Below are 25,806 nucleotides of genomic sequence, written 5' to 3'. Positions count from 1 at the left end.
TGTATAGAGATCCATTGCAAGCTTTATTTTAAAAAAACTAAACACATACTTCTACGCAATTGTATCGCAACCGTATTCCCCTTTTCCGCGTCTATCTATTTAACATCAGAGCCCCTTCATACATAGGTATCAATTCCATTATTTTTTGGCAAAGAGGTGATTCATATAAAGACCTTGCATGATCTCTAGCTTCCCTCTAAAAGGAGGTTGGAGAATCAATGAGCAGAAGTGTGAAAAAGCAACCCGTGTGCAGCGACCAACAGAAAGATGGTTCATCATGGGCTAAAAAACAAGCCAATAAAGCCGTCCGCCGTTACCCTGGCGACATCCCTAAAGGGAAATGGTATCAGAAACTGTATAACAGCTGGAACATTTGCGACTACAGCTTTTACCAAACTAAACAGCAGGCGATTCATGAATGGGAAACAAACAATTGGATCCAGATGAGATTCCCCTCCCGCCAAGAGGCCATTCAAGATTGGCACAAGTCTTATAGAAGAAAGTAAATCAAAAGATGCCCCGGCAGGGAAGCCCCGGGACATCTTTTTACTTAGAAGCTTAATTTCGCACCTACAGTTACAATCTCAGATGGTCCGACCTCTAAGTGGTGAACCGAAGACGTTGCTCCTTGTAAAGCAGGGTTAGGCTGCTCTAAGATATTGCTTTTAAATAAATACTCTTGAGGACTGTTCACTTTCAGTTGCAACTCTGTCTGCTGAGCGGACATATTGTACCAACGCAAAAACAAGTCGCCGGAAGCTCCGTTCATTTTCATGGATGAGAAGGCCATGTTGTCTCCCTCCCAAACCAATGGGGTATATCCAGAGTTCAACTTCCCGCTATGCAGGCCGGTCTGACATACCGTCCAAGGAGTCTGGAATTGATAGGCCTCCGTAAATGCCCGTTGTTCACTTCCCTCACCAGAATGAGGAATCAGCTCCAGTTGTGCTGTGTATTCGCCCAGGCACTGAGCTTCCGGAGTTGGGAACCAGCCCCAATCCCCCAATTCCCCTACGCTGCGTAGCAAGGTGACGGCAATAGTATTGCGTCCATCCCGCAGAACCTCATATTCGTTCAATCCCTGGTTGGCTACCGTAAGTCCTACATTGCCATTGCTGACATCGACAAAGGATTGCTGATGTTGAGTGTTGCTCGGATTTGCCCATTCTGGTGCCGGATTATTGTCCCGTGTAGCCACTTCAAACATAGAATCCACACGATGCACATCGGTAGACAGATCGGTCGGGAACAGCATTCGTATCCGGTGATCCTTGGCTTGGTTATTAATTGTGGATTCAATATGCACACCTTTGCCTTCCCGCTCCAGCGATACGACGGTACGAAGCTTCAAAACCACCGTATTTACACTCCGCTGCGCTTTACGCTCAGGATAATACACAAGTGCACGCTGTTCCGCCTCCAAGGTGTCATCCGCCGAAGCCGGAATCTCCCAGTCTATTCGGATCTCAATGGCCGCACGGAAGGGAGAGTCTTCAATCACCTTAATAACTGCAGGCTGGCCTTTGGTCGTCAGCGCTTGTTCACCTTCTGGCTGCTTGTACATGTATTCATTGCCTACGTCTCCGGTATTCTCGTAAATCCCCAACTCACGATAAGTGGTACCGCTATGCTTATCCAATAACGTAAATGAACCATCCTCAGCAACAACTACCTTGAGAGATGCATTCTCCAAGCTGCGCTCTCCTTCTATTAAAGAGCTTCCCTGAGCGGATTCCGTAGTTGATTGTACCCAAGCGTAAGTACAAAGCCCAAGTGCAGGCACATTGCGTGCTTCAAAAGTAAGTCTCACTTTGCGGCACATATACGGCTGACGGAATTGGTCATCAGGCAGATCATAACCAAAGCTTAAACCCAGATCTTCCACTGTAGACGCTAATTCCTCCCCTGTGTGATCGACGAGAATCCTGCCGGACAAATCAACAGCCAGCATTCTGCGGGCGGTCTCATCCAAAGGATAACCCTCGCGCAGATATAACCGTTCAGCATCCAGCTCTATAGTTACCGTTCCCGTACGCTTCCACCCCGTGGTATTCATCACTACAAAAGGAACTGCATCTTCCCCATATGCGGAAAAGCCAGAAGTCTCCACTTGATCTGCGATAAACTTAGCACTGTCATCTATGATGCTCTCAGCAACATGCCGGCTTTTATCAAAACGAGTTACCATCTCACGATGCACTTCATCCACACTACAACCACAGATACTGTCATGCGGATGGTTCTGCATCAGCGTCTTCCAGGCATAGGTGAATAGATGGTGCGGGTAGTCCTGTCCGGACAGGCGGGCGATGGAGGCCAGCGGCTCGGCTACTTTTTCCAAAAGAGTCTGGCCCAGCTGGTTCATCTGCTTCAAATAAACCCGGGCTGAGGCTGTGTTCACTAAGGTGCCCCATCCGTCTGTACGCTGGCTGCGCAGTTCCCCTGTAACGGTGGAGAGCTCCCGCTGACCCGAGGATAATTGCTGATCCAAGGCTTGCAGATAGTCCGGGAAATTTGAATGCACGAACTTCACTTCAGGGTATAGCTTTTCGGCGGTGCGGATAGCTTCCGGCAAATCCAATTGCAGAGGCTGGTGGTCGCACCCGTTCATGAACAATAACTCCCCCGTTGAAGCATACTTCTCTGCATCCGCAAGCTTACGGTCCCAGAATTCCCGAGCCGCACCTTCCTCAACAGGAACTTCATTGCCGTTAGAATACCAGTTGGCAAATAGGATACCGAGAATTTTGGATCCATCCGGCCCTTCCCAGATCAGCTCGGAGAAAGAGGACTCATAACCTGCATCCGATACAGTGTTGTTAAATCCCGTAGGCTTCACCCCGCGTCCAAAAAAAGCATTCGTAATCCCTGACTGCAACATCAGCTGCGGAGTCTGTCCGACCAATCCAAAGGTATCAGGAAAATAACCGATTTTGGAAGGCTCACCGTATTTCTCGGCATCCTGATGGCCGATCTGCATATTCCGCACATTTGCCTCGCCGCTCGTCAGGAATGCATCCTGCAAAATGTACCAAGGTCCAATCAAGATTCGCCCATCCCGGATATACTTCTCCAGCTTCTCTTTGTTCTCTGGCCGAACCTGAAGATAATCCTCCAGAATAATGGTTTGCCCATCGAGGTAAAAACTGCGGAAGGCGGAATCTCCGTCCAGCTTGGCAAGCAGTGCATCCACCAGCTGAACCAGACGGACGTGGTGTTTCTCATAGGGCAAATACCATTCACGGTCCCAGTGAGTATGGGACACGATATGGGCTGTTTTGGTTGTTGTGTGGGTCATCTGTGCGTACACCTCAGTTCTTCAGCATTTATTAAGCGTAATGTTAACCTCTTCAGGTCTGTAGACAGCTACCAGCTTGCCCGCTGAATCAGCTGCAAACAACACCGAACGTTCTTTCTCCAGTAAAAATGAGTAGTGAGCTCCAGTTGCAGGATCTTTTATTTCAAGTCCGGCATCCCAGGCGTATTCAGATACGAAGATATACAATGAACAACCTTCTGCAAAAGCAAGCTTTCGCCCGTACACACCTGGCAGGTCTCCACCGCTGATCCATTCCAGCCCGGTTTCGATACCTGCGGCTTGTGCAGCATATTGGTAGAGCGCGGCGATCGGCTCGTCGCGGTCATTCAGTTCTAAAGGTAGCGGGCACCAGATCAGGCGACCTGTGCCAAGCTGGCGTTCGATGAGGTAATCACCCACACCACCTGAGCTAGACGAATCAACATCTGCATTTGCTGGCATTTCTTTGACTAGCTCCGCGATTCGCTTCTGTCCATAGGACACCGCAAACTTGCGTCCGTTCAATAGAAGCTGCTCCTCACGGTGCATGTTGCCAAGTTTACGGGCTCCTACTATTGCGTCCATACGATCCGAAGGCTGCCAATACGCATCTACCCCCAATGCTCCAGTAATGAGCAGAACGGCACCTGTACGCTCCACTATGTCGAGCAATTGCTGAAGGGCGTCATTATCCAGATTGTGCACACTCGGCAGGAGAATCAACTTAGCCGGCTCTGCCTCCAGCGGAGCCAGATCGTATTCCGATACGGCGCGGAAAGGCAAATGAAGCTGATAAGATAAGATCCGTGTCAGGCGGGTAGTCGCATCATAGGCGAGCTTCCGGTTAGAGAAGTCATTAGAGTAAGGGAAAACCACGGCAATCTCTTCCAGCTTCCGCCCGTCAAATAATCCCCCGGCTTCGCCGATGAACCGCCCAAAATCATAAGACACATCCGCTTCCGGCTTCTCAGTCCCATCGGCCCGCAGCGCACCGATCTGTGATTCATTGGCATTATCCATATAAAAGTTCGTGTTCCAGATCCATTGCACAGCCCCGGCACCTCCAGAAGCAAACGCATAGGCATATTTGCGCTCCAGCATGGCCCGCAATTCTTCCTCACTGCGTTTAGCCCGTCCGTCTGGCGTCTCTACGTACATGATGCCGGTCTCCTGAATGAGGTTCGGTTTGTGATGGGTTTTGGCAAAAATTCCATCCCAGAGCAGATTGTCATTCAACCACCAGCTGTGAACAGTGGTGTAATCGACTTCGCGCTCATAAAAGAACGGCGATGGCCGTTGGGCACCTAAAGCCTCATCCTGCCCTACGGTCACTAAATGATCTGGGCAGAGTTCCTTGATAGTCCCGCTAAGCTCCCTTGCCCATACGTTGTGCATGTCCATGGAGAACAGGCAGTAGTCGAGCCAACGTGTGCCGCGCTTCCCGGAATGAATATCCTGCACACTAAAGTTAATCTCTTCTCGCTCAGGAGGTTGTGCAGCCGCAAAATCCGGCAATTCCAGCGGCGTCATATTCCAGCGCTCTTGCAGCAAAGTTATATCACCATGGCGTTCTTCCAGCCAAGCAGAGAAAGCAGCGTGTTCATATTTATCTCGCGCCGAGCTCGGTCCGTCCGAGAAAATCCGCGGCGGATCGAACATTGACGGTTCATTGATCAAATCCCAATCCACATGGGTTGTCGTGCGATGCCGTGCGATGATGGAGCGGATGAACCGTTTTTGCGCTTCTACACTGCGCGGATCGAGATAAGGATTCGTCCCTTCCCAAGTCTCCGGTGTAAAGGAGAAGAACGTAAAGGTTACCTGCAGCTCATGCCGCTTCGCAGTCAGTAGAAAAGCATCAATCGCCCGCAGCACTTCTTCCGAGGCATGACCGTCTACCTGCATAATATTGCGGTAGGCTGTCCAGATGCCAGTACGAATCCAGTTGATGCCTGCCTTCCGCATCTGTGCCATATCCCGATCCCAGACATCAGCATTTGGCAGGAATAGAAACTTCCGCGCTACGTCAGAGGTCATATAAGTCATGCCGACAACAGGTAAAGGCTGACCGTCTTTGATAAAATAATCTCTTCCAGCCTTAATCGGTTCCCCCTGCGATAACAGGCCCACGTCATATCCCCAAAAGCCTTGACGCAACATCCGCACTTCGCCTTCTTCCGATACAGCATGGCAAGAAAGATGATACAGGCCAGGTTGAATTTCTATAGCAAGCGGTACACGTAGGAAGTTCAGCTCGCGACTGACCTCAAGCTTGCACTCGTGAGTGAAACATGGGATAGACTCCCCGTCTTTGTTCAGAGTGATGTTCAGGGTCCACTGCGCTGATGTCGGTGACGATTGGCTACGGCTTAGCCGCTGACCCTGCAAAAACAGCAGCGGCCGCTCGCCTTCTTCATAAGAAGCATAGTTAGGCTTCAGCCACAGCTCTGTTACTCCCCGAGCGGCAAAGGTTGCCCAGCGGGTTAATGCTTCCGTTCCGCCTTGATTCCAGAAATCAGGCGTAAGCGGTTGGCCGATGAAGATCCAGCGGCCACCGGCAAAAGGCCCGCCGATATGCTCCCACAGCACAGCTGGAGCTGAAACTTCCCTTCCGGCGGCGGTAATGCCCTTAAGCAGCGGATAGATCCGCGTGTCCATGGGTCCACTGGAACCCATCTGCTCCGGCAGGTCACTGCTTTTAGTGACATGCGGCACCAGGTTCCAGGTATCCGCCAGAGCCAGCAGCTGCTCATCGCCTACGAAGAGCGGAATGTCTCTAAGCGCGACATGCTGCTGTATGCGATCTGCGCTGCTCACACGCAGCGCTTCATGGATATGCAGCTGGCGGTGATAGGCAGTCTGCTCAGCTTCGATCCGCCACTCTTCAGCGACTAGGCGGACTGGATGCTTAAACGGGGCACCGCCAATGCTGATCAAGCTGCCGCCTCTGCTCAAATAAGCGACGATGGAAGGCCAAGCTTCCTTCGGGAAGTATGGAGCATGGAAGCTAACGAAGCAGTCCCCGGCCTTGGCGCTGTCCAGCGTTTCGGCCAGCTGTGCTGCATGAACAGGAGGGTCAGTATGATGTATTCCTATAGACTGTGCCTGTTCCGCTGTCAGTCCGCCCGCTGCGGTATACCCGGGAAAAGACGGGTCCGCGAACAGGATGATACGGCCCCCGCTCACAGAATACCTTCGTTCATCGCCCGATAGACAAGCTGCGAGAACAAGCTGTTCGACCATGCAAACCAGCTGCGGGTAAATACACTAGGATCATCCACATGGAAGCCTTCATGCATATATCCGGTTCCGGCATCCGTACTTTCCAGCATCGCAATCAGTTCCAGCTTCTCTTCGGCAGTCTGAGCCGTAATGCCCTGCATAGACAACGCCATATGCCAGATATAGTTCTCCGGAGTGTGCGGGCTGCCGATCCCTTTGGCAGCTGTGCCTTCATAATAGAACGGATTTTCTTTGCTCAATGCGAAACGTCTGGTGTTCTGGTAGATGGGATCATCCGCCGAAGCGTAACCCAGATACGGAATGGAGATCAGTCCGGGCGTTCCCGCATCGTCCATCAGGCAGTAATTGCCGAAGCCGTCGGTCTCATAAGCATAAATCGGACCAAACTCCGGATGGCGATAAATGCCGTAGAGCTTGATGCCATGATCCACTTCAAATTCCAGCTCTTTAAGTTCAGCCAGGAATTCTAGGTCGCGGAAGACCCACTCCGCGAATTCCTGCATCTGGCGCAGCGCGACAACAGCGAACATATTGCCAGGAATGTTGTAGTGGAAATCACAGGCATCATCGCTGGACCGGAAGCCCGACCAGATCATTCCGGTATAGTTCACCGGCATGCCGAGACCGCTATTGCGCAGAGAATCTTCCGGAATGCCGTTATTGCGGCTGAACCGGTACGGAGACTGCTCGAAATGCCGCTGCTCTCTTTTGAACAAATCGAAAATCTGGCGCATGGCCGACTTGAACCCAGCGTCGAAGAAATCAGTCAGGCCCGTCTCTTTCCAGTAGGTATAAGCGAGGCGCACAACAAAACATAACGAATCAATCTCAAATTTACGCTCCCACACCCATGGCGACATCTCGGTCACATCCGTAGTGTTCCAGTGCCAGTCATTGGCCGACTCATTAAATGCATTGGCGTAAGGATCGATATGAATATACTGAATATGGCGTTTGATAAGACCGCCGATAATGCGCTGGAGATCGGGATCGTTTTTGGCCAGAGGCACGTATTGAATTACCTGCTCCACTGAATCACGCAGCCAGGAGGCCGGAATATCGCCGGTAATCACAAAGGTGGTTCCGTCATCCAGCAGTTTAGTCGTCGTCTCCAGCGTATTCGGAAAACAGTTCTTGAACAGCTGCAACAGCTTCGGGCGATGTGCCAGCTTCTCCTCTGCTTCGGCAAGCACTTCTTGTACGGCCTGCGGCAGCGGCAGCTGGGGCATTGCTATTTTGGGTAATCGGAATTGTTCCAAGTGAGTTATGCTCCTTTGCATCTGTGATGTGATTATTTAATTTCTGATGTAGATTGTTTTGATCTCGTAAGGGGCAAAGTGAAGTTCCAATTCACCGCCAGCCGTGTGTTCGATCAGTTCCAGCTGCTCTTCCAGAGCATTGGACAGGTAGACGCTCTGAACTGGATGCTGCCATTTGAGCTGAACCCGCTCGCGGCCTCCCGAGGATTCGTAGAAACGGAGAACAGTCCCCTGCCCGTCCTCGGATGGCTTAATCGTATCCAGCACCACATGCTCACCGGAGAATCCGATAAATGAGCCTGTTGGCGGCTGCTGCCCCTGTGTTGATGAAGCGGCAAAAGTATACAGCTCATGATTTAGCTCTGCTGCACGGCGAACAGTATGAGCCTCCCGCCAATCCCCACAATGCGGATATAGCGAATAGGTGAAGTCGTGCTCGCCGAGATCCGCAGTAGCATCCGGCCATTTCGGCGCGCGCAGGAGCGACAAGCGAATGGTACTGCCTTGAATGTCATAGCCGTATTTGCAATCATTCAGCAGACTGACGCCATATCCACGTTCGGATACATCGGCAAAACGATGCCCGCAAACCTCATACTGCGCCTGCTCCCAGCTGGTGTTGCGGTGGGTCGGACGTTCCAGCGCACCAAATGGAATCTCGTAAGTCGCCTTATCCGCGACAACATCAATCGGAAACCCTACCTTAAGCAGCTTATGGGCTTCGTTCCAGCTCACATGCGTCTGGAAATCAATCCGGAGATTATGGTGATGTAGAATCATATCCTGAGTAATCTCGGATTGGCCCAGCTTCCAGCGGAAGCGCAAAATATCCTGCACCGCACCAGTGCGGATCACTGCCTTTTCTATAAGTTCAGCCTCCCCGGCGGGTTGGGCTTCATAACGGTTGTCAATGTCCCAGGCATCCCAAAGCGTCGGACGGTCGTGGAAAAAGTGGAAGCGGTTCGCCGGCTCACCGGATTTTACGATCTCCCGGTTTCCTTTTTTATCAAAAAGACTGGTGATTTCTCCCCGCTCGTTAAAGGTAATACGATAATAGTCCGTCTCCCAACGGTCGCCGAAGGGAACAGCTCCTACAGCTGTTTGATTATGTTCAGCAGCGGCAGATTCTGCATTATTTTCAACGGATGTGTTCTGAGACAGATCACGAATCCAGATCGTTTTGTAACCAAAGGCTGGAATCTCCGGAACGAGAACCGAGACACCAGAAACTGCTGTCTCCTCCGTCAGGACATCTGCTTCCAGCAGTACGTTATCCTCGCCATACACCGCAAAGTTTCCGCTAGCGACTCCTTCTTCATTGAGGGCAAGTTCGACCACGGCATCCCGCATCCAACCCAAACCATTAAAAACAATGTAAGGTGTACCCTCGCCTGTCGTGTTAATGTTCCCGGCCAATGCCGCAAGCCCCGGCTGAAGCGCATCACGGCCAAGCTCAAATACCTCTGCGTATTCCTTCTCCGAGGTCTCGTAAGCTTCGGTAATCGCCGAGCCCGGAATAATATCATGGAACTGGTTCAACAAAATCAGCTTCCAGCCCTGATGCAGCTGCCCGGCAACTACGGCATGTTGCTCCGTGTCCAGCTGCGGCGAAGCTAATGTCTGCCACAGCTCCGCTTCACGGTACAACACTTCCGCCTTGCGGTTGTTCCGCTTGTTGCGGCCGTGCGTAGTGTAGGTGCCGCGGTGCAGCTCCAGATACAGATCGCCCCGCCACTGCGGCAACTGCGGCTGACAGCGTGTAATGCCTGCGAAGAAATCCGCGGCATTACTGTATTTACTCTCCGGCTGGCCGACCATTAGCTCGGCACGCTGGATATATTCCAGCATCTCGCGGGTGACCCCGCCGCCGCCGTCACCATGCCCATAGAGCAGCATCTGCTCATTATGTTTATCTTTTTCGCGGAAGGACTGATAGTGTTCATGCACATCTTTGGGCAGCGTATTCTCATTGACCCCATGATTCAGGTAAGACAACATCGGCGTGCCGTCAATGCCGACCCAATGGAACAGATCGTAAGGGAAGACATTTGTGTCATTCCAGCCCAGCTTGGTGGTCATAAAATATTTGATGCCACCATGCTGCAGAATCTGCGGCAGAGAAGCGCAGTAGCCGAAGGTATCCGGCAGCCACTCAATCTGCGAGGTGCGCCCGAACTCTTCGAGATAAAAGCGTTGACCATATAGCATTTGCCGCATCAACGATTCTCCGCTCGGAATGTTCAGATCCGGTTCGATCCACATCCCACCGACCAGTTCCCAGCGTCCTTCACGGATGCGTGCCTTGACCTTCTCATAGAGTGCCGGGTCATTGTCTTTCAAATATTCGAACAGCAGCGGCTGGCTCTGCGCATATTGATAGTCAGGATATTCGTCCATCAGGGCATTCACCGTCGAGAACGTCCGGCTCGTCTTGCGCACGGTCTCGCGCGCAGGCCACAGCCAGGCAATATCGATATGGGACTGGCCCACCATGTGGATTGTTCCTTCGGCATGACCGCCGATCTCCCCGACTCTGCCCCGCAGCTTCTGCTCGATTCGCGAAATCTCACCACCCTCGCGGATCTCCTGCGTGGTAAGGCCAACGAATTGATCCATTGCCACATACAAAGCTTCCAGCATCCGCTTACGGCGCTGGTCCTGCTCAGGCAGCAGAATTGCCGAATCGCGAATCACTACTGCCGTGTACATTAGACTCTGCACAGGTCTATTCACCAGCACCAGCTGGCTGTGGATCATCCGAATCGGCGGCTGGATCACCGCCTGTTGATTTAATGGGTCCACCGGCTCGGGGACCGGATCGAAGAGTTCGATTTCCAGGTCCAACGGACGGCCAGATGGATCACCTGTCAGGGTCACAAAGGTATGATTGCGGTCAAGTCCTTGCCGCGATTCACCGTTCACCCGCAGCAGCCCTTCCCCACCTGAAGCAAAAATCAGCCCGATGTGGCCCGGCAGCCAGTTAGCCGGAATCTCCAAAGTACGGCGGAAGAAATAGGTCGTTCCTTGCACACTCGGGAACAGATCATAATTGCTGCCGTCCTTATAAGGCTGCAGCTTGTCATACTGTCCCGGCAATTGATACACCGAGGACAGAATCTCCCAATCGCGCAATTCCTCCACCTCTAGCCATTGCTGCTCGGAGAGCTCGCGGATGAAGCGTTTAATGCGTTCCATGTCTTTACCCCCTCACCGTCAAATCGGTGCTCAGTGTATCATTTACATGCTTACCCACCAGCACTTTAAACGCTCCTGGCTCTACAACTGGTCTTAAATCCGGTCCGATATATTGCAATTGCTCCGGTCCTACCGTGAACAACACGGTTTGCTTCTCACCCGGAGCCAACTTGATTTTGTCAAAAGCCTTCAATTCCCTGGCAGGGCGCGTGACCTTACTGGCGACATCTGAAATATACAGTTGCACCACCTCTGCGCCCTCACGGTCTCCTGTATTCTGAACGTCCACGGAAACTGTAGCCGTCTCCCCAGCCGCAATTACTTCCGGTTCCACCTTCAACCCGGAGTACGTAAATTCAGTGTAGCTAAGCCCGAAGCCGAACGGATATTGAGGCTGGGAATCGGCCTCCAGATATCTTTTGCCACGGGAACGTTTGCCGTTGTAATAGACCGGGAGCTGGCCCACATGCTTCGGCACGGATACAGTCAGCTTCCCGGACGGGTTCACATCGCCGAACAGGATATCTGCAACAGCGTGCCCGCCTTCTTGGCCTGGATACCAGGCTTCCAGAATGGCATGTGCATGCTCGTCAATCCAAGGCTCACTCACCGGACGGCCGTTAATATAAACAACGATCACAGGTTTGCCGAGCTGATGAACCTGCTGGATCAGTTCCAGCTGCACTCCCAACAGGGTCAATGACACCCGGTCAATGCCTTCGCCGCAGTCCATATCATTCCAGGCATTCTCCGTCACCTTGGACGCGCCTGTCTTAAGATCAATACTGCCTTCCCCGAAATCGCGTGCACTGGAGCCGCCGACGACCATAACAACGGTATCGGCCTGCTCTGCACAAGCGAGCGCGGCTTCAAAACCTTCGCGCGAATCGCCTTTGATCCGGCAGCCCGGTGCATAGAGCACCCGCTCCGGCTCTGCAGCCAGCTTGCTGCGGATGCCGCTGAGCACGGTCGCTACCTTAGCCGGAGGCTGCGGTGAGGTATAATCGCCGAGCTGGTTATACCCGGCATCGGCGTTAGGGCCAATGACGGCGATCGTGCCGGCGGTCTTGGACAATGGCAGCACACCTGCTTCATTTTTCAGCAGGATGATGCTCTCGCCCGCCACTTGCCGGGCCAGCTCTTGATGCGCTTTGCTGCCGATGACGCGTTCAGCCGCATCGGGATCAGCGAATGGCTGCTCGAACAGGCCCAGCCTGAACTTGAGCGTCAACACACGGCGGACCGCCCGATCCAGCAGTGCCGGGTCCAGCTTGCCTTCACGAACGGCATCCACCAGGTATTTGCCGTACATTTCCCCGGACATCTCCATGTCGATGCCGGCTTCCAGTGACTGCACTGCTGCATCCATGCCATCTTCAGCCACATCATGGCCAGAGGCCAGCATCTCTATAGCTCCGCAGTCGGTAATGATTAGACCCTCAAACCCCCATGCTTCGCGGAGTATATCCTCTAGTAGTTCTGTATTTGTCGTGCAAGGCACGCCGTCTATTTCGTTATAAGCAGGCATAATGGAGACTGCACCCGCTTCGACCGCTTTTTTGAAGGGCAGCAGATCCACTTCCAGCAGTTCACGCCAGCCCATGTGCACAGGTCCGGCATTCCGGCCGCCTTCTGAGCTGCCGTATCCCACAAAATGCTTCAGCGTAGCCCCCACGCTGCCGCCGCTCTGCAAGGATTCCCCCTGCAGACCTTCAACAGCCGCAACCGCCATCTCGCTGATCAGGTAAGCGTCCTCGCCGAAGCACTCCTCGGTGCGGCCCCAGCGGGGATCGCGCACCACATCCAGCACCGGCGAATACGTAACCGCGCCGCCCTGACTGCGTGTCTCCAGCGCTACGGCGCGGCAGACCTCACGATACAGCTCCACATTCCAGGAGCTGCCGAGCGACAGGGGCACCGGGAATACGGTGGCCCCGATCGCCATGTGGCCATGCGAGCATTCCTCGCCGATCAATACAGGAATGCCCAGCCGCGAATGCTCCAGCACATACCGCTGGAGCGTATTCACCGCTTCCGCACCTTCACGCGGAGACAGGCCAGTAGCCAGCGTCACACCGGTCCACGGGTCAGCGCGCAACATCCCGTAAAGCGAGCCCACGCCGCCCCCGGCAACCTTCTCCTTGAAGCTTTCTGTCAAGGTCATCTTACCGTCTCTATGTTCATAGGCCTGCCAGCCAAAAGGCTGAATCAGCTGACCGGCCTTCTCTTCCAAAGTCATCAGTCCGAGCAGATGCTCCGCCCGTTCTTCAGCAGGTAAATTCGGGTTTGTATAACTCATTCCTTAACAGCCCCTATGGTAAGACCTTGAATGAAATAACGCTGGAAGAACGGATAGGCAAAAATAATCGGCCCTGTCGCCAGCACGACCATCGCCATCCGCGATGTATCCTGCGGCATGGAGCGAAGAGCTTCCAGACTTAGCGAACTGTTCTGGGAGTTCTGCAAAATAAACTGCATACTGGTCTCGATCCGCATCAGCATCGATTGCAGCGGGACTAAATTCGGGTTGTCGATGTACAGCAGCGCATTGAACCAGTCATTCCAATAGCCGAGGGTGCTGAACAAAGCAATCGTAGCCAGACCGGGCAGTGATAAAGGCAGCACCAATTTCAGGAAGATACGGAACTCGCCCGCCCCGTCGATTTTGCCGGATTCGATAATGGCATCAGGCACACTCGTGCTGTAGAAGGTGCGCAGAATCATAATGTAAAAAGCATTCACCGCCAGCGGCAAAATCAGCGCCCAGATCGTATCCTTCAGGCTTAGAAACTGCGTAACGATAATATAAGTCGGCACAAGTCCACCGTTGAACAGCATGGTAAAAAACGCGAAGAACGAGAAAAAATTGCGGTAACGGAAGCTTTTCCGGGAAATGGCATACGCATAAAAAGCGATAAACAAAAGGCTGATAATCGTCCCTATCACCGTTACAAAAATCGTCACACCATAAGAACGCAGCAGCATATCTCCGGATTCAAACACATAACGGTATGCGCCGAGACTCCATTTTGCCGGAATCAGCTTATAGCCATCCCGCGCCAGCGCCACCTCATCGGTGAAGGAGATGATCACGACGAACAGAAACGGAAACACGCACAGAAACGCAAAGATGCCGGCTATCAGATTAAAAGTGATATTCCAGGGCGTCGAGAGATGGTGGAAATCACGTTCTTTTTTAGTCTTAGTAATGGAAGACATATGGCCCACTCCTTTCATGAGGTTCTAGAACAAAGCGCTATCCTTGTTGTATTTGCGGACAATATAGTTAGAGGTCATCACTAGCGTAAAGCCGACAACCGATTGATACAGACCTGCGGCAGTGCTCATACCAATCTCACCCGTTGTTTTGAGGCCTTGATAGACATAGGTATCAATAACATTCGTGACACTGTAGAGCGTACCGGAATTACGAGGCACCTGGTAAAAGAGACCGAAGTCGGCGTAGAAGATTTTACCGATGGCCAGCAGGGTCATGATCGTGATAATTGGACTCAGCAACGGCAGTGTAATATTGCGAATCTGTTGGAACTTACTAGCTCCGTCGATCATCGCCGCTTCATACAGCGACTTGTCGATCCCCATAATAGCTGCGAGATAAACTACGCTGTTGTAACCAACTGCTTTCCACAGATAGACTAGGATCAGGATGAACGGCCAGTAGGCTTTTTCCGAGTACCACTGAATTGACTCTGCGCCAAAAAAGCCCATGATCTGGTTCAGCATCCCGCGTTCGGAGCTCAGGAAACTAAATGCAAAATAGCCGACAACGACCCATGACAGGAAGTAGGGCAGGAACATGCCGGTCTGATACACTTTGGCCAGCTTCTTGTTCACAATCTCGGACAGCACAATCGCCATCAGAACCGACAAGATCAAGCCAAGCAGGATAAATGCTCCATTGTAGAGCAAGGTGTTGCGGGTAATAATGTACGCGTCATTGGTGGTGAACAAAAACTTGAAGTTGTCTAACCCCACCCATTTGCTGTTGATAATACTCGCCCAGAAGCCGTCGCGGCTAAAGCGGTATTCCTTGAAAGCAATAATCGTCCCTATCATCGGCAGGTAAGAGAAAAAGAGAAACCAAAGCGCACCTGGTAAAACCATGAGCAGCATAATCTTGTTATTCATAATATTTTTTATAAATCCGCTGATTGTCTTCACACTTAGATCCCTCCTGTATGTCCTTATATTTCAAAAAAAGACCGGGTCCAGAGGCCACGCCCCTGCCCCGATCTTCTCTTACGTTGATGTTTTACTTGTTGTTGGACGCTTTCCAGGCATCAATTTGCGATTGCGCTTCAGCGATAATTTTGTCCAAACCAGCTGCCTTGAATTTCTCAATAGCTTTCGGTAGATACTCGTCAGGATCAACGGTTCCAGTCATCAGTGGTGACCAGTATTCTTCTTTTACGTTCTGAACCGCAGCGATTTCAGTAGTCACCTTGGAAGTGTCGAAGTTAAAACCAAGCAGCGGTGCATTTACACCGGATTCATTAAACTTTTTGAACTCTTCCCATTTGTTCTCAGGGTCACCCTCGTTCAAATAGTTGATCATGATATTGCCCAGCGAGAAGGTTGGCATGTCATAGTTCTTGGATTCATCCAGGTTCTTCATGGAATTCTCACCAGTCTTCTCGTAGTGCACGCCTTCGATTCCGGAGTCAATCATGTTGCGCAGCACCGGATCGGTGTTGAGCAGGTTCAGGAACTCCATCGCTTTCTCCGGATATGCGGAGTTAGCCGAGATGGCTTGCATCGAACCCATAACGGACCAGTTGTAAATGTAAGGTTTGCCAGCTGGCGTGGAAACTACAGGATAGCCGTAGCTTGCCGACCACAGATTGTCCGCCATCGGCTGGGTAGCCGCACGATCCATGAACCAGTTCGAAGATTTATAGAGATCATCCACCGAAGTTGTAGTTGCTACTTCCGGCGAGATATAACCTGCCTTGTAATATTTGCGAACGGTTTCAAGAGTGCTTTTGAGTTCAGGTGTTTCCAGAATGTTCACGATCTTGTAATCCTTTGTGTCCATATAAACAGCCATTGGCATCTTTTCAATGATGTAATCGAACGGCAGTACTGGCATGAAATCCTTCACCATAGCGTAAGGCGTGATGCCCGGTTCATTCTCTTTGATCGTCTTCAGCAGTGGTTCAATGCTTTCCATTGTGTTCACCCCGGAAATGTCGAGGTTATATTTGTCGAGCAGCTCTTTATTGAAGCGCCAAACTTCTTGCGCCGGAAGCTCTTTGTTGGCAGGTACGGCATAATTATGTCCATCTACCTTGGAGCCTTCCAGGAATGCCGGATCAATCGTGTCCACGATGCCTTTTCCATATTCATTAAGCAGGCTGTCCAATTCCATAAAAGCGCCTTTGCGGGCATTTTGCACATAATCGAACGCCCAGGAGCATGTAAAGAGAATGTCCATGGGTTCACCAGCGGCTACTTTAACCTGCATTTTTTGTGTATAATCGCCAAAATCAATCATATTCATCTTCAGGGTGACATTTATCTTCTCTTTAGTGTACTTATTGACTTCTTCCACGACACGGTCCAGATCCTTCTGCGGTCCGCCGATCGTGTACCAGATCAGTTCGACCGGTTTCTCGGATGATGCACCGTCGCCGCCCGCTCCTGAACTGTTAGTTGCCGCGTTGTTTGAATCGCCGCCACATGCGCTGAGCGCAAGCGAGAATGCCATAAGTGATGTCAGTAACAGGGAAAACCTTTTTCTTTTGTTGTTGCCCATTCCTGTATAACCTCCCCTTTGTTTACCTCAAGATCGCTGGCCTAATCCGGAATTAAACCAGCAGCTTTCTCCTTCAAGGACTATCTTTACTGTAATTTATGAAAGCATTTTCAAACAGAAGCTAAACTAAATAAATCATGTAGAAAATAAAGAAAAAGCTTGCAGCGGGGGTCCGCTAGACAAGCCCTTTGTACTCCGTAGGAGATATCCCGACATGCTTCTTAAATTGTTTGTAAAAATAGCCGGTCTCCCAATAGCCTACTTTGAGAGCGATTTCATGAACTTTAAGTGAGGTATTCCGCAGCAGCTCCTTCGCCTTCTCAATCCGGTATTTATTGATATATTCGGTGAATGACTCATTCACCTCTTTATGGAACAGCTGTCCCAAATACACCGGGTGAATATGGTATTGGGCACCGAGGGTCTTCAGTGACACATCTTCATTGTAGGACTCATGGATATAATTCAGCACCTGCTGCACGACTGGACTCTTTACGTCCCGAACTAAGGCGTCTACCGTAATGGTAGCGGCTTCCTGAATAATCTGAGTCAGTTCATTTATGGAAACTGTAGAGCGAATGAGGCCAAAACCGTCTGCGAAAAGCTCCGGTTCTTCCACATGACGGATCTCCTGCAGCTGCATCTTGAAGCGGATCAACCATTCCATGGCAATGCCTTGCAGCAGCACGGGTGTAATCCCCTCCATCCGCCGCAGCTGCTCAAAATGATCCTGGATCCGCACCAGCAGCGCTTCCTTATCCTTCGCCATAATCAGCTTGAGATCATCTTCCCAATTCAGCGGCATACCTTGGACGGCAACCTCATGCCTGTCCTGAACTTCCTCATAATGCAGCAAATTCCGCTCTGGAAACAGCATGAAATATTCCTGAGTCATCTTTGCATGGGCGTAACTCTGAGCCGCCGCCTCCTCCATCTCCTCCACCGTTCCTACGGACAGACGCATTGGCGGACCGCCAGTTAGGGATAACAGCAGCTGCGCATGAAGCCTTTCCACCGCTTCTTTACCCTGCTGATACTCACTAAGCAGATGCAGCAGCACGGTATCTCCATCCATATCCCGGAATGCAATCAAAGACGGGTTACCGCCTACAACCTCTTCCACCGCCTGAAATAGCTCGGCAGCGTCCTGTTCAGGGCGAAGCAGGGCTACCTGCACCAGCGGCTTATCTAGTCTAAGTCCCAGAAAATCAGTCCGTTCGCTGAATTCCTTCGGACCAATCTGGCACCGCAGCCAACGGTACATCACATTATCGCGCAGAATGGAAATACTATGCGCATTGAATTGACTCTCTTGACGGGAGACACCCAGCTTCTCGGCGGCAGTCACTAATGTTGCCCGGAACTCTTGCAAATTAATAGGCTTGAGCAGATAATTTTCAATGCCGAGCGCCATTCCTTCCTTAAGATAACCGAACTCATCAAAGCCGCTGAGGATAACAACTTTGATCTCCGGCTGGATCTCCCGCACAGCCCGGATCAAATCCAGCCCGTTCATCAGCGGCATGGAAATATCCGTAATCAGAATATCTGCTGGGACAAACCGCAACGACTCCAGCGCTTCCTGGCCGTTCTCGGCGTGGCCGACAATCTCCATCCCCAGTGCTGCCCAATCCACAATGTCATATAATCCTTCGATAATAAAAGGCTCGTCGTCCACAATGAAAATTTTATACATGGTTTGGATCATCCTCTCCCAGATCGGGAAAATACACAGTCACGGTTGTGCCGGTACCCGCTTCGCTTTGTAATTCAATGCCATACTCACTGCCATAAAGCAGCTTCAAACGCTCATGAATACTGCGCAGACCAAATGATTCCGATTGTTCATCTGGCTGCAAAAGACCTTCTTTGAGCTGGACCAATCTGTCCGGAGCAATCCCCCGCCCATTGTCTGTAACTACCGCACGCAAATATTTGCCGTCCTTGGCCACAGCCACACTGATGTGATTATCATTCTTGTCCACGCGCATCCCATGTAGAATGTAGTTTTCAATGATGGGCTGCAGCGACATTTTGAGTACAACTCTTCCGGTAAGCTCTTTCCCGCATTCCATTGTATAAGAGAATTTATCCTTATAACGGATGCGGAACAGCTCCAGATATAAACGGCAGGCCTCTAGTTCATCCTTCATCGTATGCTTGGGTTTCTGGTGAACATAGCTTTTGAACAACACCGACAAGCTGTAGATCATCTCCCCGACATCTGAAGCTCCTTGAGAGATTGCCCTCATTCGGATCACCTCCAAGGTATTGTAGAGAAAATGCGGGTTTACCCTGGCTTCAAGCGCGGCGATTTCGGTATGTTTTTGCTTGATTTCAGCCTTGAACACACGGTCTATATGAAGATTCAGCTCATCCAGCATATCGTTGAAGCTCTTGGAGATCTGCCCCAGCTCGTCTTCTCTGACATCGGTAATCCGGGCATCCAGGTCACCGTTTTTCACTTTGCGGGTGAACTTGATAATTTTATGAGTCCGTCTGGCAAAATTATTGATAAATAAAGTGGGTGTAATAATCGCAAACAACAGGCAGATCAAGCAGATAATGAAGATCATGTTCCGCAATCCCCTATAAGTGGCGGCTAATTCCTGCTTAGGTACAGCACTCAACACAGTAAATCCGCCTTGGGTGTGAGTCTGCTTAGTAATGATCATCCCGCCGACTTCTTCACCATCTGTATAGGCAGAATTCATCTGCTCGGGATAAGGATAGCGCTTTCCATAATAGGTGCCCGAGGTATCAAATAACACATCCCCATCCGCTGCCAGCACCAGAATCTTTCCCTTGAAGTCATCCTTATAATTGCCCATACTCCCCCAGACCTCGCTGGCATCAAAATAGACTAGAAGCTGACCAATGTTGCGCAGTGATATCTTGTTATTGACCGGGGTACGAACCGTAAACATCGGCCCCTCCGGAGATGAGATCGCCTGACTGACCCAAGTGTTTGGGGCGGTGACACTGCCTTCCTCCTCCAGATACAGCGCATCCGGTACAAAAGAGTGGGCTGCATTAGTGGAAATAATCTGAAATTTGCCTTGGTCGTTATAGACATACAACTGCTGCTCAGCTGCACTGTAGAGCATTAAACTGCGGATATCAGGATCATCTTCAACTTGATTGCGAAAAAACTGCACGGTATCCGTCGTAGCATTACTTTCGTTGAAATAGCGGTCCAGCCGGTACCTCACGTAATCTTCATACGGATGCTCCAGCAAATACGACGTATTAGCAGTCAGCTCCGTGTCCCGGTACACGTCCCGCATCATAGACTGTACAGAGTCATATTTCTGCTCAATATAGCTGTTGATGCTCTCCACGGTACGTTTCTGAATCTCCATCTGCCGCTGCACTACAGCCTGAGACATGAGCAAGAACATCAGGTAGGAGAAGGTGATAATGGTGACCACGGCAATGACTGAGAAGAGCAGGATGATTTTCATAAACAGATTATTCTTCAGATACTTTCTGTACAATTTCCCCGGAAACATCAGCAACCTCCTACAGCAGGGGGAAGACTAAGCTTCGCTGCTTGTCATTATGAATAAAGTATAGCATGAGGTGCTTCCTGCCTGTGGCTGGTAAAAGCTTGCAATCCTCCGCCAAGCAAAGACAGTCTGCCCATGGAGCAAAGGGCTCCTTGGGCAGACCGTGGTGAGGCTATATAATCTACCGGATGTAATTCAAGATGAACTGCGCAGCCTCGGCACGGGTCGCCAAGCCACCGGGAACAAACTTCCCGTCCGTGCGGCCATTCACCAGACCCAGTGATGAAGCAGCATTCACGCTGTCTGCCGCCCAGGCTGCTACCTCACCGGAATCGGTGAATGTTGCCGGGGCTGATGACTGAAGCGCTCCATGCTCCAGTACATAGGCACGCATTAGCATAGTGACAATCTCCTGGCGGCTGATGTTCGCACTCGGATCGAACTGCTCAGCAGTGCGTCCGCCTACAATACCTGCCCGGACCAGACGCGCCAGGTCCTGCTCATACCAGACACCAGAAGGCACATCACTAAATTTCAATTCCGCCTGATCTTGCAGTCCCAGCACGCCAGCCAGCAGCTTCACAAATTCCGCTCTTGTAATCCTGCGGGCGGGTTCAAATCCATTTTCGGAAGTGCCTTGTACCAGATGTTTAGCCGCCAGCTGGCGGATAGTGTCCGCAGCCCAGTGAGTAGACGGAACATCAGCGAAGGATTTATTGTACTCCAGCACAGCCAGCCTGCCTGTTCCGCTAAACTCCCCTTGCAGGAAGCCATTCGCATACACTCCGCCGAGATAGGTAAGCGAACCCCCTTCAGCAATAGCATATAAACCAAGCAAATTAGTATTATAATCCGTATTTGTTGCACTCCATTGTAAGGTTACTGGTTTGCTGAAGCTTGGAAGACGGCTAGATGTGCCATTCCCCGCGATGACGCTCAGATCAAACGTCATACCCGTACCCCGCAAGACCACCCCACGCTCTGCTTTCAGTGTGCTCATGTTCAAAGTCTCCGGGCTGAGCTTCACCTGAATCTTGCTGCCTGAAGCTTGGGCTTCATTAAGCAGAGCCTTCAATTGCACCAGCAATTCCGGCGCAATACCAAGTGTGGTTCCCGAAGCGGACAATTCAAGTTGACGGATCCCTAGCAACTCACCTGCATTTACAGGCAGCTCGATAGCTGTAACGCCTGCCGGCACCTTTACCGTCAATTTGCCGTTCTCAGTAGATGTACTGAGTGCACTTGCTGGAACTGTCAAAGTTGTGCTAGTAGGACTTGGAAGCGGCGTTGCTGTCGCTGCCGGAGTCGTCCCACCAGTTCCCGTACCTGTCCCTGGAGCCGATGTCGGCTGCGGTGTAGATACAGGAGTATTGTGGACCTTGAAATTAATAATTCCGCTCTTTTGAACAGCCGTATAAGGGTGACCATTCAGTATTTTGGTGTTGGTGACTACGGCCGTGTACTCGCCGCTGTCTGTTTCTTTTGCAGAAGGAATCGTATAATTACGCTCCACAGCACCTTCAATGGCCTGCCCGTCTTTCAACCATTGGTAGCTTAACTCGCCATAAACTGCAGAAGCTACTACGGCAAAAGACACCTTATCACCTACAACTGCCGGATTCTTATCTACACTATTAGAGGTGATAATTGGCGCATCGGGTGCCGGATGTACTGTCACCGTAAGTTCATTACCGGTTCTTGTTGAAGGCTCCGTTCCCTCTTTTCCAGTCAGAACCACACGGAACTGCGTACCGCTGTCTGTTTCAGAAGCAGTAAATGCGTATACCGCCGAAGTCACGCTCTCCGCCACAGTCCATTCCTCTGCGGTTGCTGCCTTCGTCTCCCAGCGAACCGATTCCACATCCCCGCGGATCTGTACGAACAGCTTCACTTCTTCACCAGTAATGACATCAAGTGCAGACGGAAGATCGGTTATGAAATCAGGCGCTTCCCATGGTGCTTCAGCCGGAGTTAAGTTAATTGTGTACTCTGCTTCACTGCTGTCACCAGATTCATTGGTGACGATGACCTTGTACTTATTGCCATCCATCCCGGTAGTCAAAGCAGGGATAGTATAGGAGGCGGACACTCCCAACGCATCTCCATAACCGCTGCCTGTGTCCGCATACCAGGCATAAGTCAGCTGCCCTGCGCCAGTGGCAACTGCCGTTAGTGTCGCGGACGTATTTTCACGGAAGGAACCTTCCCCTACGATCTGCACCTTTGGAGCTTGCAAGGCCCACTTCGCCTGCAAGTTCAGTTCACCGGTTATTAGATCTTCGGTAAAATTCCATCTTCGCGCACCTTCTCCTTCTCCAACATACCAGCCTTCCAGGTCATAACCCTCTCTGGCAATGCCTGTAGGCTCCATCAGCAAAGTGCCATACACAGCCTCGGCCACAGTATTTGCTGGTTCACCCCCATTAGCATCAAAGAGAACGGGATAGCTTCCTTTCAGATAGACAGATTTGGAGCGGTTGCCTGCATAATCCTCCATCACCACATGCACAACTTTTGCCGACGAGGTGAAGCTTAAGCTCGCCTTAGTTGTCCGTCCACGGATAATCATCGGCTTATTGCCAGAGCTATACGTTGTGGCAAAAGATTTTGCATTCCCATCCTCATACACATACATATACCGCCAGTCTCTAGTATTCGGCATCGGCAGATTCAGCTTACCGTCCGTCCAGGACCATTCTTCCGCGTAAGGTTCCGCAACCGTGTCGATGAACTGGCCGCTGACCGAGACTGGATCGGTGTTGCCTGCGGTAACGGTGACAATGTAATCATCGCCGTTTACCGGCATCCCCGTGAACAGCGCAGTGCTTGCACCTGCCGGGACAACCACTTGCTGTGACACCGGTTCGGATGTCGTAATCCAATTCAAAGACTGCACTCGAACGGTAATGTCACCGGAAGCTTGGGCGGAGTTCGTCCAATTCACAGTCAACTCCCCGTCCGGACTTGAATCCACCTTCACTCCGGAAACCGCCGCATCCAGATCAAAAGCCAGCGTTGCCGCTTCACCCTCCACTCCATCCGCACCCACTGCAACCACTTTAAGGGTTCCGGATTTCACCGGGAGATGCTTCAGGTAGAACACCTCATCGTATTTGCCGCCCATAAATACATCATTCACGTACACATTATATTGCTTGATCTTAGTGTAATCGGGATCTAGCTTCCACTTCACAACCATCTCACCTGTATCTGTAAAAGCTTCCGCAACTGCTAATTCCGCAGGAGCTGCGGGCTTTACGGCAGACCCGTCATAGACGCGCAGCTGTCCGACGTTCATCTGGTAGGTGGACGCTGTTCCTTGCCCGGGATCGAAGACCAGTCCAAGGGCTGCAATATTATGACCCGCGTATGCACTGAGGTCCAGCTCCTTTGTCAACCAACCGTCCGAGTGCTGACCACTGTTTGGAACAGCGACCTCTACGACGGTATTCGGATCATCAGCCAGGATGAGTCCTACTGCCATCGCCGAAGCATCTGTGGCAGATGGCTTGTTGAAGCTGATCGACAGCTTGGAGTTGCCATTGACCTCCAGCTCTGTTTTGTACAGACGCAAGAAGTTCTTCGCATTCAGATTGCCGTTCACCACCAGTGAACTGCCACCGTTATACGCACCGATCTGCTCATAGTTGTAACGGTTTGTACTCGCAAGGTTGTACTCCGGTCCATAATCAAAATCTACAGTAAGCTTATTGCCAGCAGTATCCTGCCACCACTGCCAAGTCACTGGGATATCCTGCAGGCTCATATTAGACCACTCATCCGGGTTCGATACTTCACCGTTCACGGAATAGGACAAGCCCTGTCCAGTGTTAAAATTGGTGTAAAAGTTCTTGTCCTTAATCACCGAACGCTCCGCAATGACGGACGAGATTCCCGGCCAGTAACGGTTGTCGGCATAAACATCGGCAACGGTATTGGTTGCCGATTTGACCGTATTCTTAGGGTCCACGTTCGGGCCTGACCACCATAGCTGCTCACGCAGTTTTGTCATCCATTGGTAGTCATTTTCGGATCTGTGCGAGACCGGGTAAGACAGGTTCATGTCCTCATCCAGACCGGCATGAACAAAGTCCGCACCGAGTGTAGCCAAGCTGAGCCGTGGCAAGCCATTGCTGTCCAGCTTGTTCATCAACGCTGTTCCGTTAACGGACTTGAACCGGTCACGGCCTGCTTCCAGCCCTGCAAAACCAACTTCAAACAAGTTGTAGCTTGTTCCCAGACTGGCATTCAGATTGCTTAAGTAACTAGCCGCGTTGGTAATCTGTGTATTGCCAGCCCCGTAGTCGAAGAAAAACGAATTGGAGACGGGTTCCTTGGTGCTTTTATCCACTAAAAAGGAGATATTGGTATCATTAATCGTCCGGGCGAACGTATTAGCACCGGTATTGGTGTTCAGCGAGTCGTACCACTGTACATACAGGCCGCCCTCTTGCAGCACCTTCATAAACGCGATGTAATCGGGGATATCCTGGGTCGCTACATTCGGATTCATCTCTTCCTGATTTACAAAATAACCGTCAAACCCGAAATACCCGGCCATCTCGATCAGTTTATCCGCCACCGGAAAATTACCATTCTCATCTTTAACTATCATTTGTTTGTACGTCTGCTGTCCACGGTCATTATTGGAAAAAAAGATCCCCGCCAATGACAACACGCCGTTTTTATGCGCTGCATCGGTGTAGGTAGGGTTCGGGATGTTCAGCATGCCGAATTCGAACCATTTTTGCTGCCAGTCCTTCTGGGCCAATTCATCATAATATTCCGGCGGGGTATACGCAGTCGCTGTACCATGCCAGTAGGAGTAGTAATCGATATATTGCCAAAAGTTAAAATGATACTGCGCAAACTTGTTCGTATACGGCGCGTTCTCAATAAAAGCATTCCCGTAGTCGCCAGCAACGTTGATCATCTGTGTATCTGCGCTAAGCGCTGGGTTAGCTTGGGTTGCAGCAAATGGGGCATTCCGCTTCTGCAGCGGCACCCGCGATCTCAACAGCTCTGCATCCGGATCGGTTGCCGGACTCCAGTTCGCAATATGGCTGCTCGTATATCCATGTACATTAGGCTGATTGGCACCCGGCGCACTGTCTCCTGTAAAAGGCCACGTATCGCCGGCGTAAGCCGTTAGGGGAAGTCCTGAAACTAGCAAAGCTGCCGCCAGAACAGCTGATGTCAGCTTACGACGCGCCTTTTTACCGGTGTGAAGGTTCATTTTCCACTCTCCTCGTCCTGTAGTTGTTTCGGTTACTCTCATCCATGAAGCGTAATGTGTCTCACTATGTCGCCGAACAGCAAGTAGATTACTTCTGTTGTCCCGTCCCTCTGCTGCTCCTACCCTCTTCTACTTCTACTTCTACTTCTTCTTCTTCTTCTACTTCTACTCTCTTCTGCCTACAGATTCTGTATCCAACCACATTCGTGCAAGCACATTCTGTATTCAACCCCGATCGTGCAAGCGCATTCAATTTTGTCGGCAACCCTCCTGCCTTACTTTGATTAGTC

Annotated in this window: 13 protein-coding genes; 1 reads left to right on the top strand and 12 read right to left on the bottom strand. The window is 51.1% G+C overall.

All coding sequences use genetic code 11. The features are described 5' to 3' along the window. Positions 1-218: 218 nt before the first annotated feature. A complete protein-coding gene (locus NST94_RS04100; RefSeq protein WP_076302934.1) occupies positions 219-506 on the top strand; it encodes a hypothetical protein in 288 nt (95 codons plus the stop codon). A 44-nt stretch (positions 507-550) separates the two neighbouring features. On the opposite strand, the gene NST94_RS04095 is transcribed toward NST94_RS04100, so the two are convergent. The 12 genes from NST94_RS04095 to NST94_RS04040 all read right to left on the bottom strand — a co-directional run bounded on the left by NST94_RS04095 (position 551) and on the right by NST94_RS04040 (position 25,781). Then, on the bottom strand, positions 551-3,298 hold the full coding sequence (locus NST94_RS04095) for an alpha-mannosidase (protein ID WP_248549467.1): 2,748 nt from the start codon (positions 3,296-3,298) through the stop codon (positions 551-553). Between the two features lie 21 nt (positions 3,299-3,319). After that, positions 3,320-6,541 (bottom strand): alpha-amylase family protein, encoded by a 3,222-nt coding sequence (locus tag NST94_RS04090; RefSeq protein WP_339281700.1) that lies wholly within the window; start codon positions 6,539-6,541, stop codon positions 3,320-3,322. Further along, entirely contained in the window at positions 6,481-7,800 is a 1,320-nt protein-coding gene (locus tag NST94_RS04085; protein WP_339281699.1) for a glycoside hydrolase family 125 protein, read from the bottom strand. Before NST94_RS04085 ends, NST94_RS04090 begins: the two co-directional genes overlap by 61 nt. Positions 7,801-7,836: 36 nt before the next feature. Continuing rightward, positions 7,837-10,995, bottom strand: coding sequence for a glycoside hydrolase family 38 C-terminal domain-containing protein (locus NST94_RS04080; protein WP_339281698.1), 3,159 nt, complete (start codon positions 10,993-10,995; stop codon positions 7,837-7,839). Positions 10,996-10,999: 4 nt separating this feature from the next. Then, a complete protein-coding gene (locus NST94_RS04075) occupies positions 11,000-13,294 on the bottom strand; it encodes a glycoside hydrolase family 3 N-terminal domain-containing protein (RefSeq protein ID WP_248549463.1) in 2,295 nt (764 codons plus the stop codon). Then, positions 13,291-14,214 (bottom strand): carbohydrate ABC transporter permease, encoded by a 924-nt coding sequence (locus NST94_RS04070; protein ID WP_248549462.1) that lies wholly within the window; start codon positions 14,212-14,214, stop codon positions 13,291-13,293. Before NST94_RS04070 ends, NST94_RS04075 begins: the two co-directional genes overlap by 4 nt. A gap of 24 nt (positions 14,215-14,238) precedes the next feature. Continuing rightward, positions 14,239-15,168, bottom strand: a complete 930-nt coding sequence (locus NST94_RS04065; RefSeq protein WP_036684959.1) for an ABC transporter permease subunit — start codon at positions 15,166-15,168, stop codon at positions 14,239-14,241. 100 nt (positions 15,169-15,268) lie between these two features. After that, the gene (locus NST94_RS04060; RefSeq protein WP_076130103.1) at positions 15,269-16,771 is read right to left on the bottom strand and encodes an ABC transporter substrate-binding protein; all 1,503 of its coding nucleotides are present in this window, start codon (positions 16,769-16,771) and stop codon (positions 15,269-15,271) included. Between the two features lie 175 nt (positions 16,772-16,946). Then, positions 16,947-18,467: a response regulator transcription factor gene (locus NST94_RS04055; protein WP_248549461.1), complete on the bottom strand. Its 1,521-nt coding sequence runs from the start codon at positions 18,465-18,467 to the stop codon at positions 16,947-16,949. Further along, positions 18,460-20,283: a sensor histidine kinase gene (locus NST94_RS04050; RefSeq protein ID WP_036684922.1), complete on the bottom strand. Its 1,824-nt coding sequence runs from the start codon at positions 20,281-20,283 to the stop codon at positions 18,460-18,462. Before NST94_RS04050 ends, NST94_RS04055 begins: the two co-directional genes overlap by 8 nt. 178 nt (positions 20,284-20,461) lie before the next feature. After that, the gene (locus NST94_RS04045) at positions 20,462-25,516 is read right to left on the bottom strand and encodes an S-layer homology domain-containing protein (protein WP_339281697.1); all 5,055 of its coding nucleotides are present in this window, start codon (positions 25,514-25,516) and stop codon (positions 20,462-20,464) included. Between the two features lie 88 nt (positions 25,517-25,604). After that, entirely contained in the window at positions 25,605-25,781 is a 177-nt protein-coding gene (locus NST94_RS04040; RefSeq protein ID WP_339281696.1) for a hypothetical protein, read from the bottom strand. Positions 25,782-25,806: the final 25 nt, after the last annotated feature.

It is taken from the genome of Paenibacillus sp. FSL H8-0282 (assembly GCF_037963825.1).
Lineage (GTDB): Bacteria > Bacillota > Bacilli > Paenibacillales > Paenibacillaceae > Paenibacillus_AQ > Paenibacillus_AQ odorifer.
Note: the sequence above shows the minus strand (reverse complement) of the source record. Positions and strands in the feature narration are given on the sequence as shown.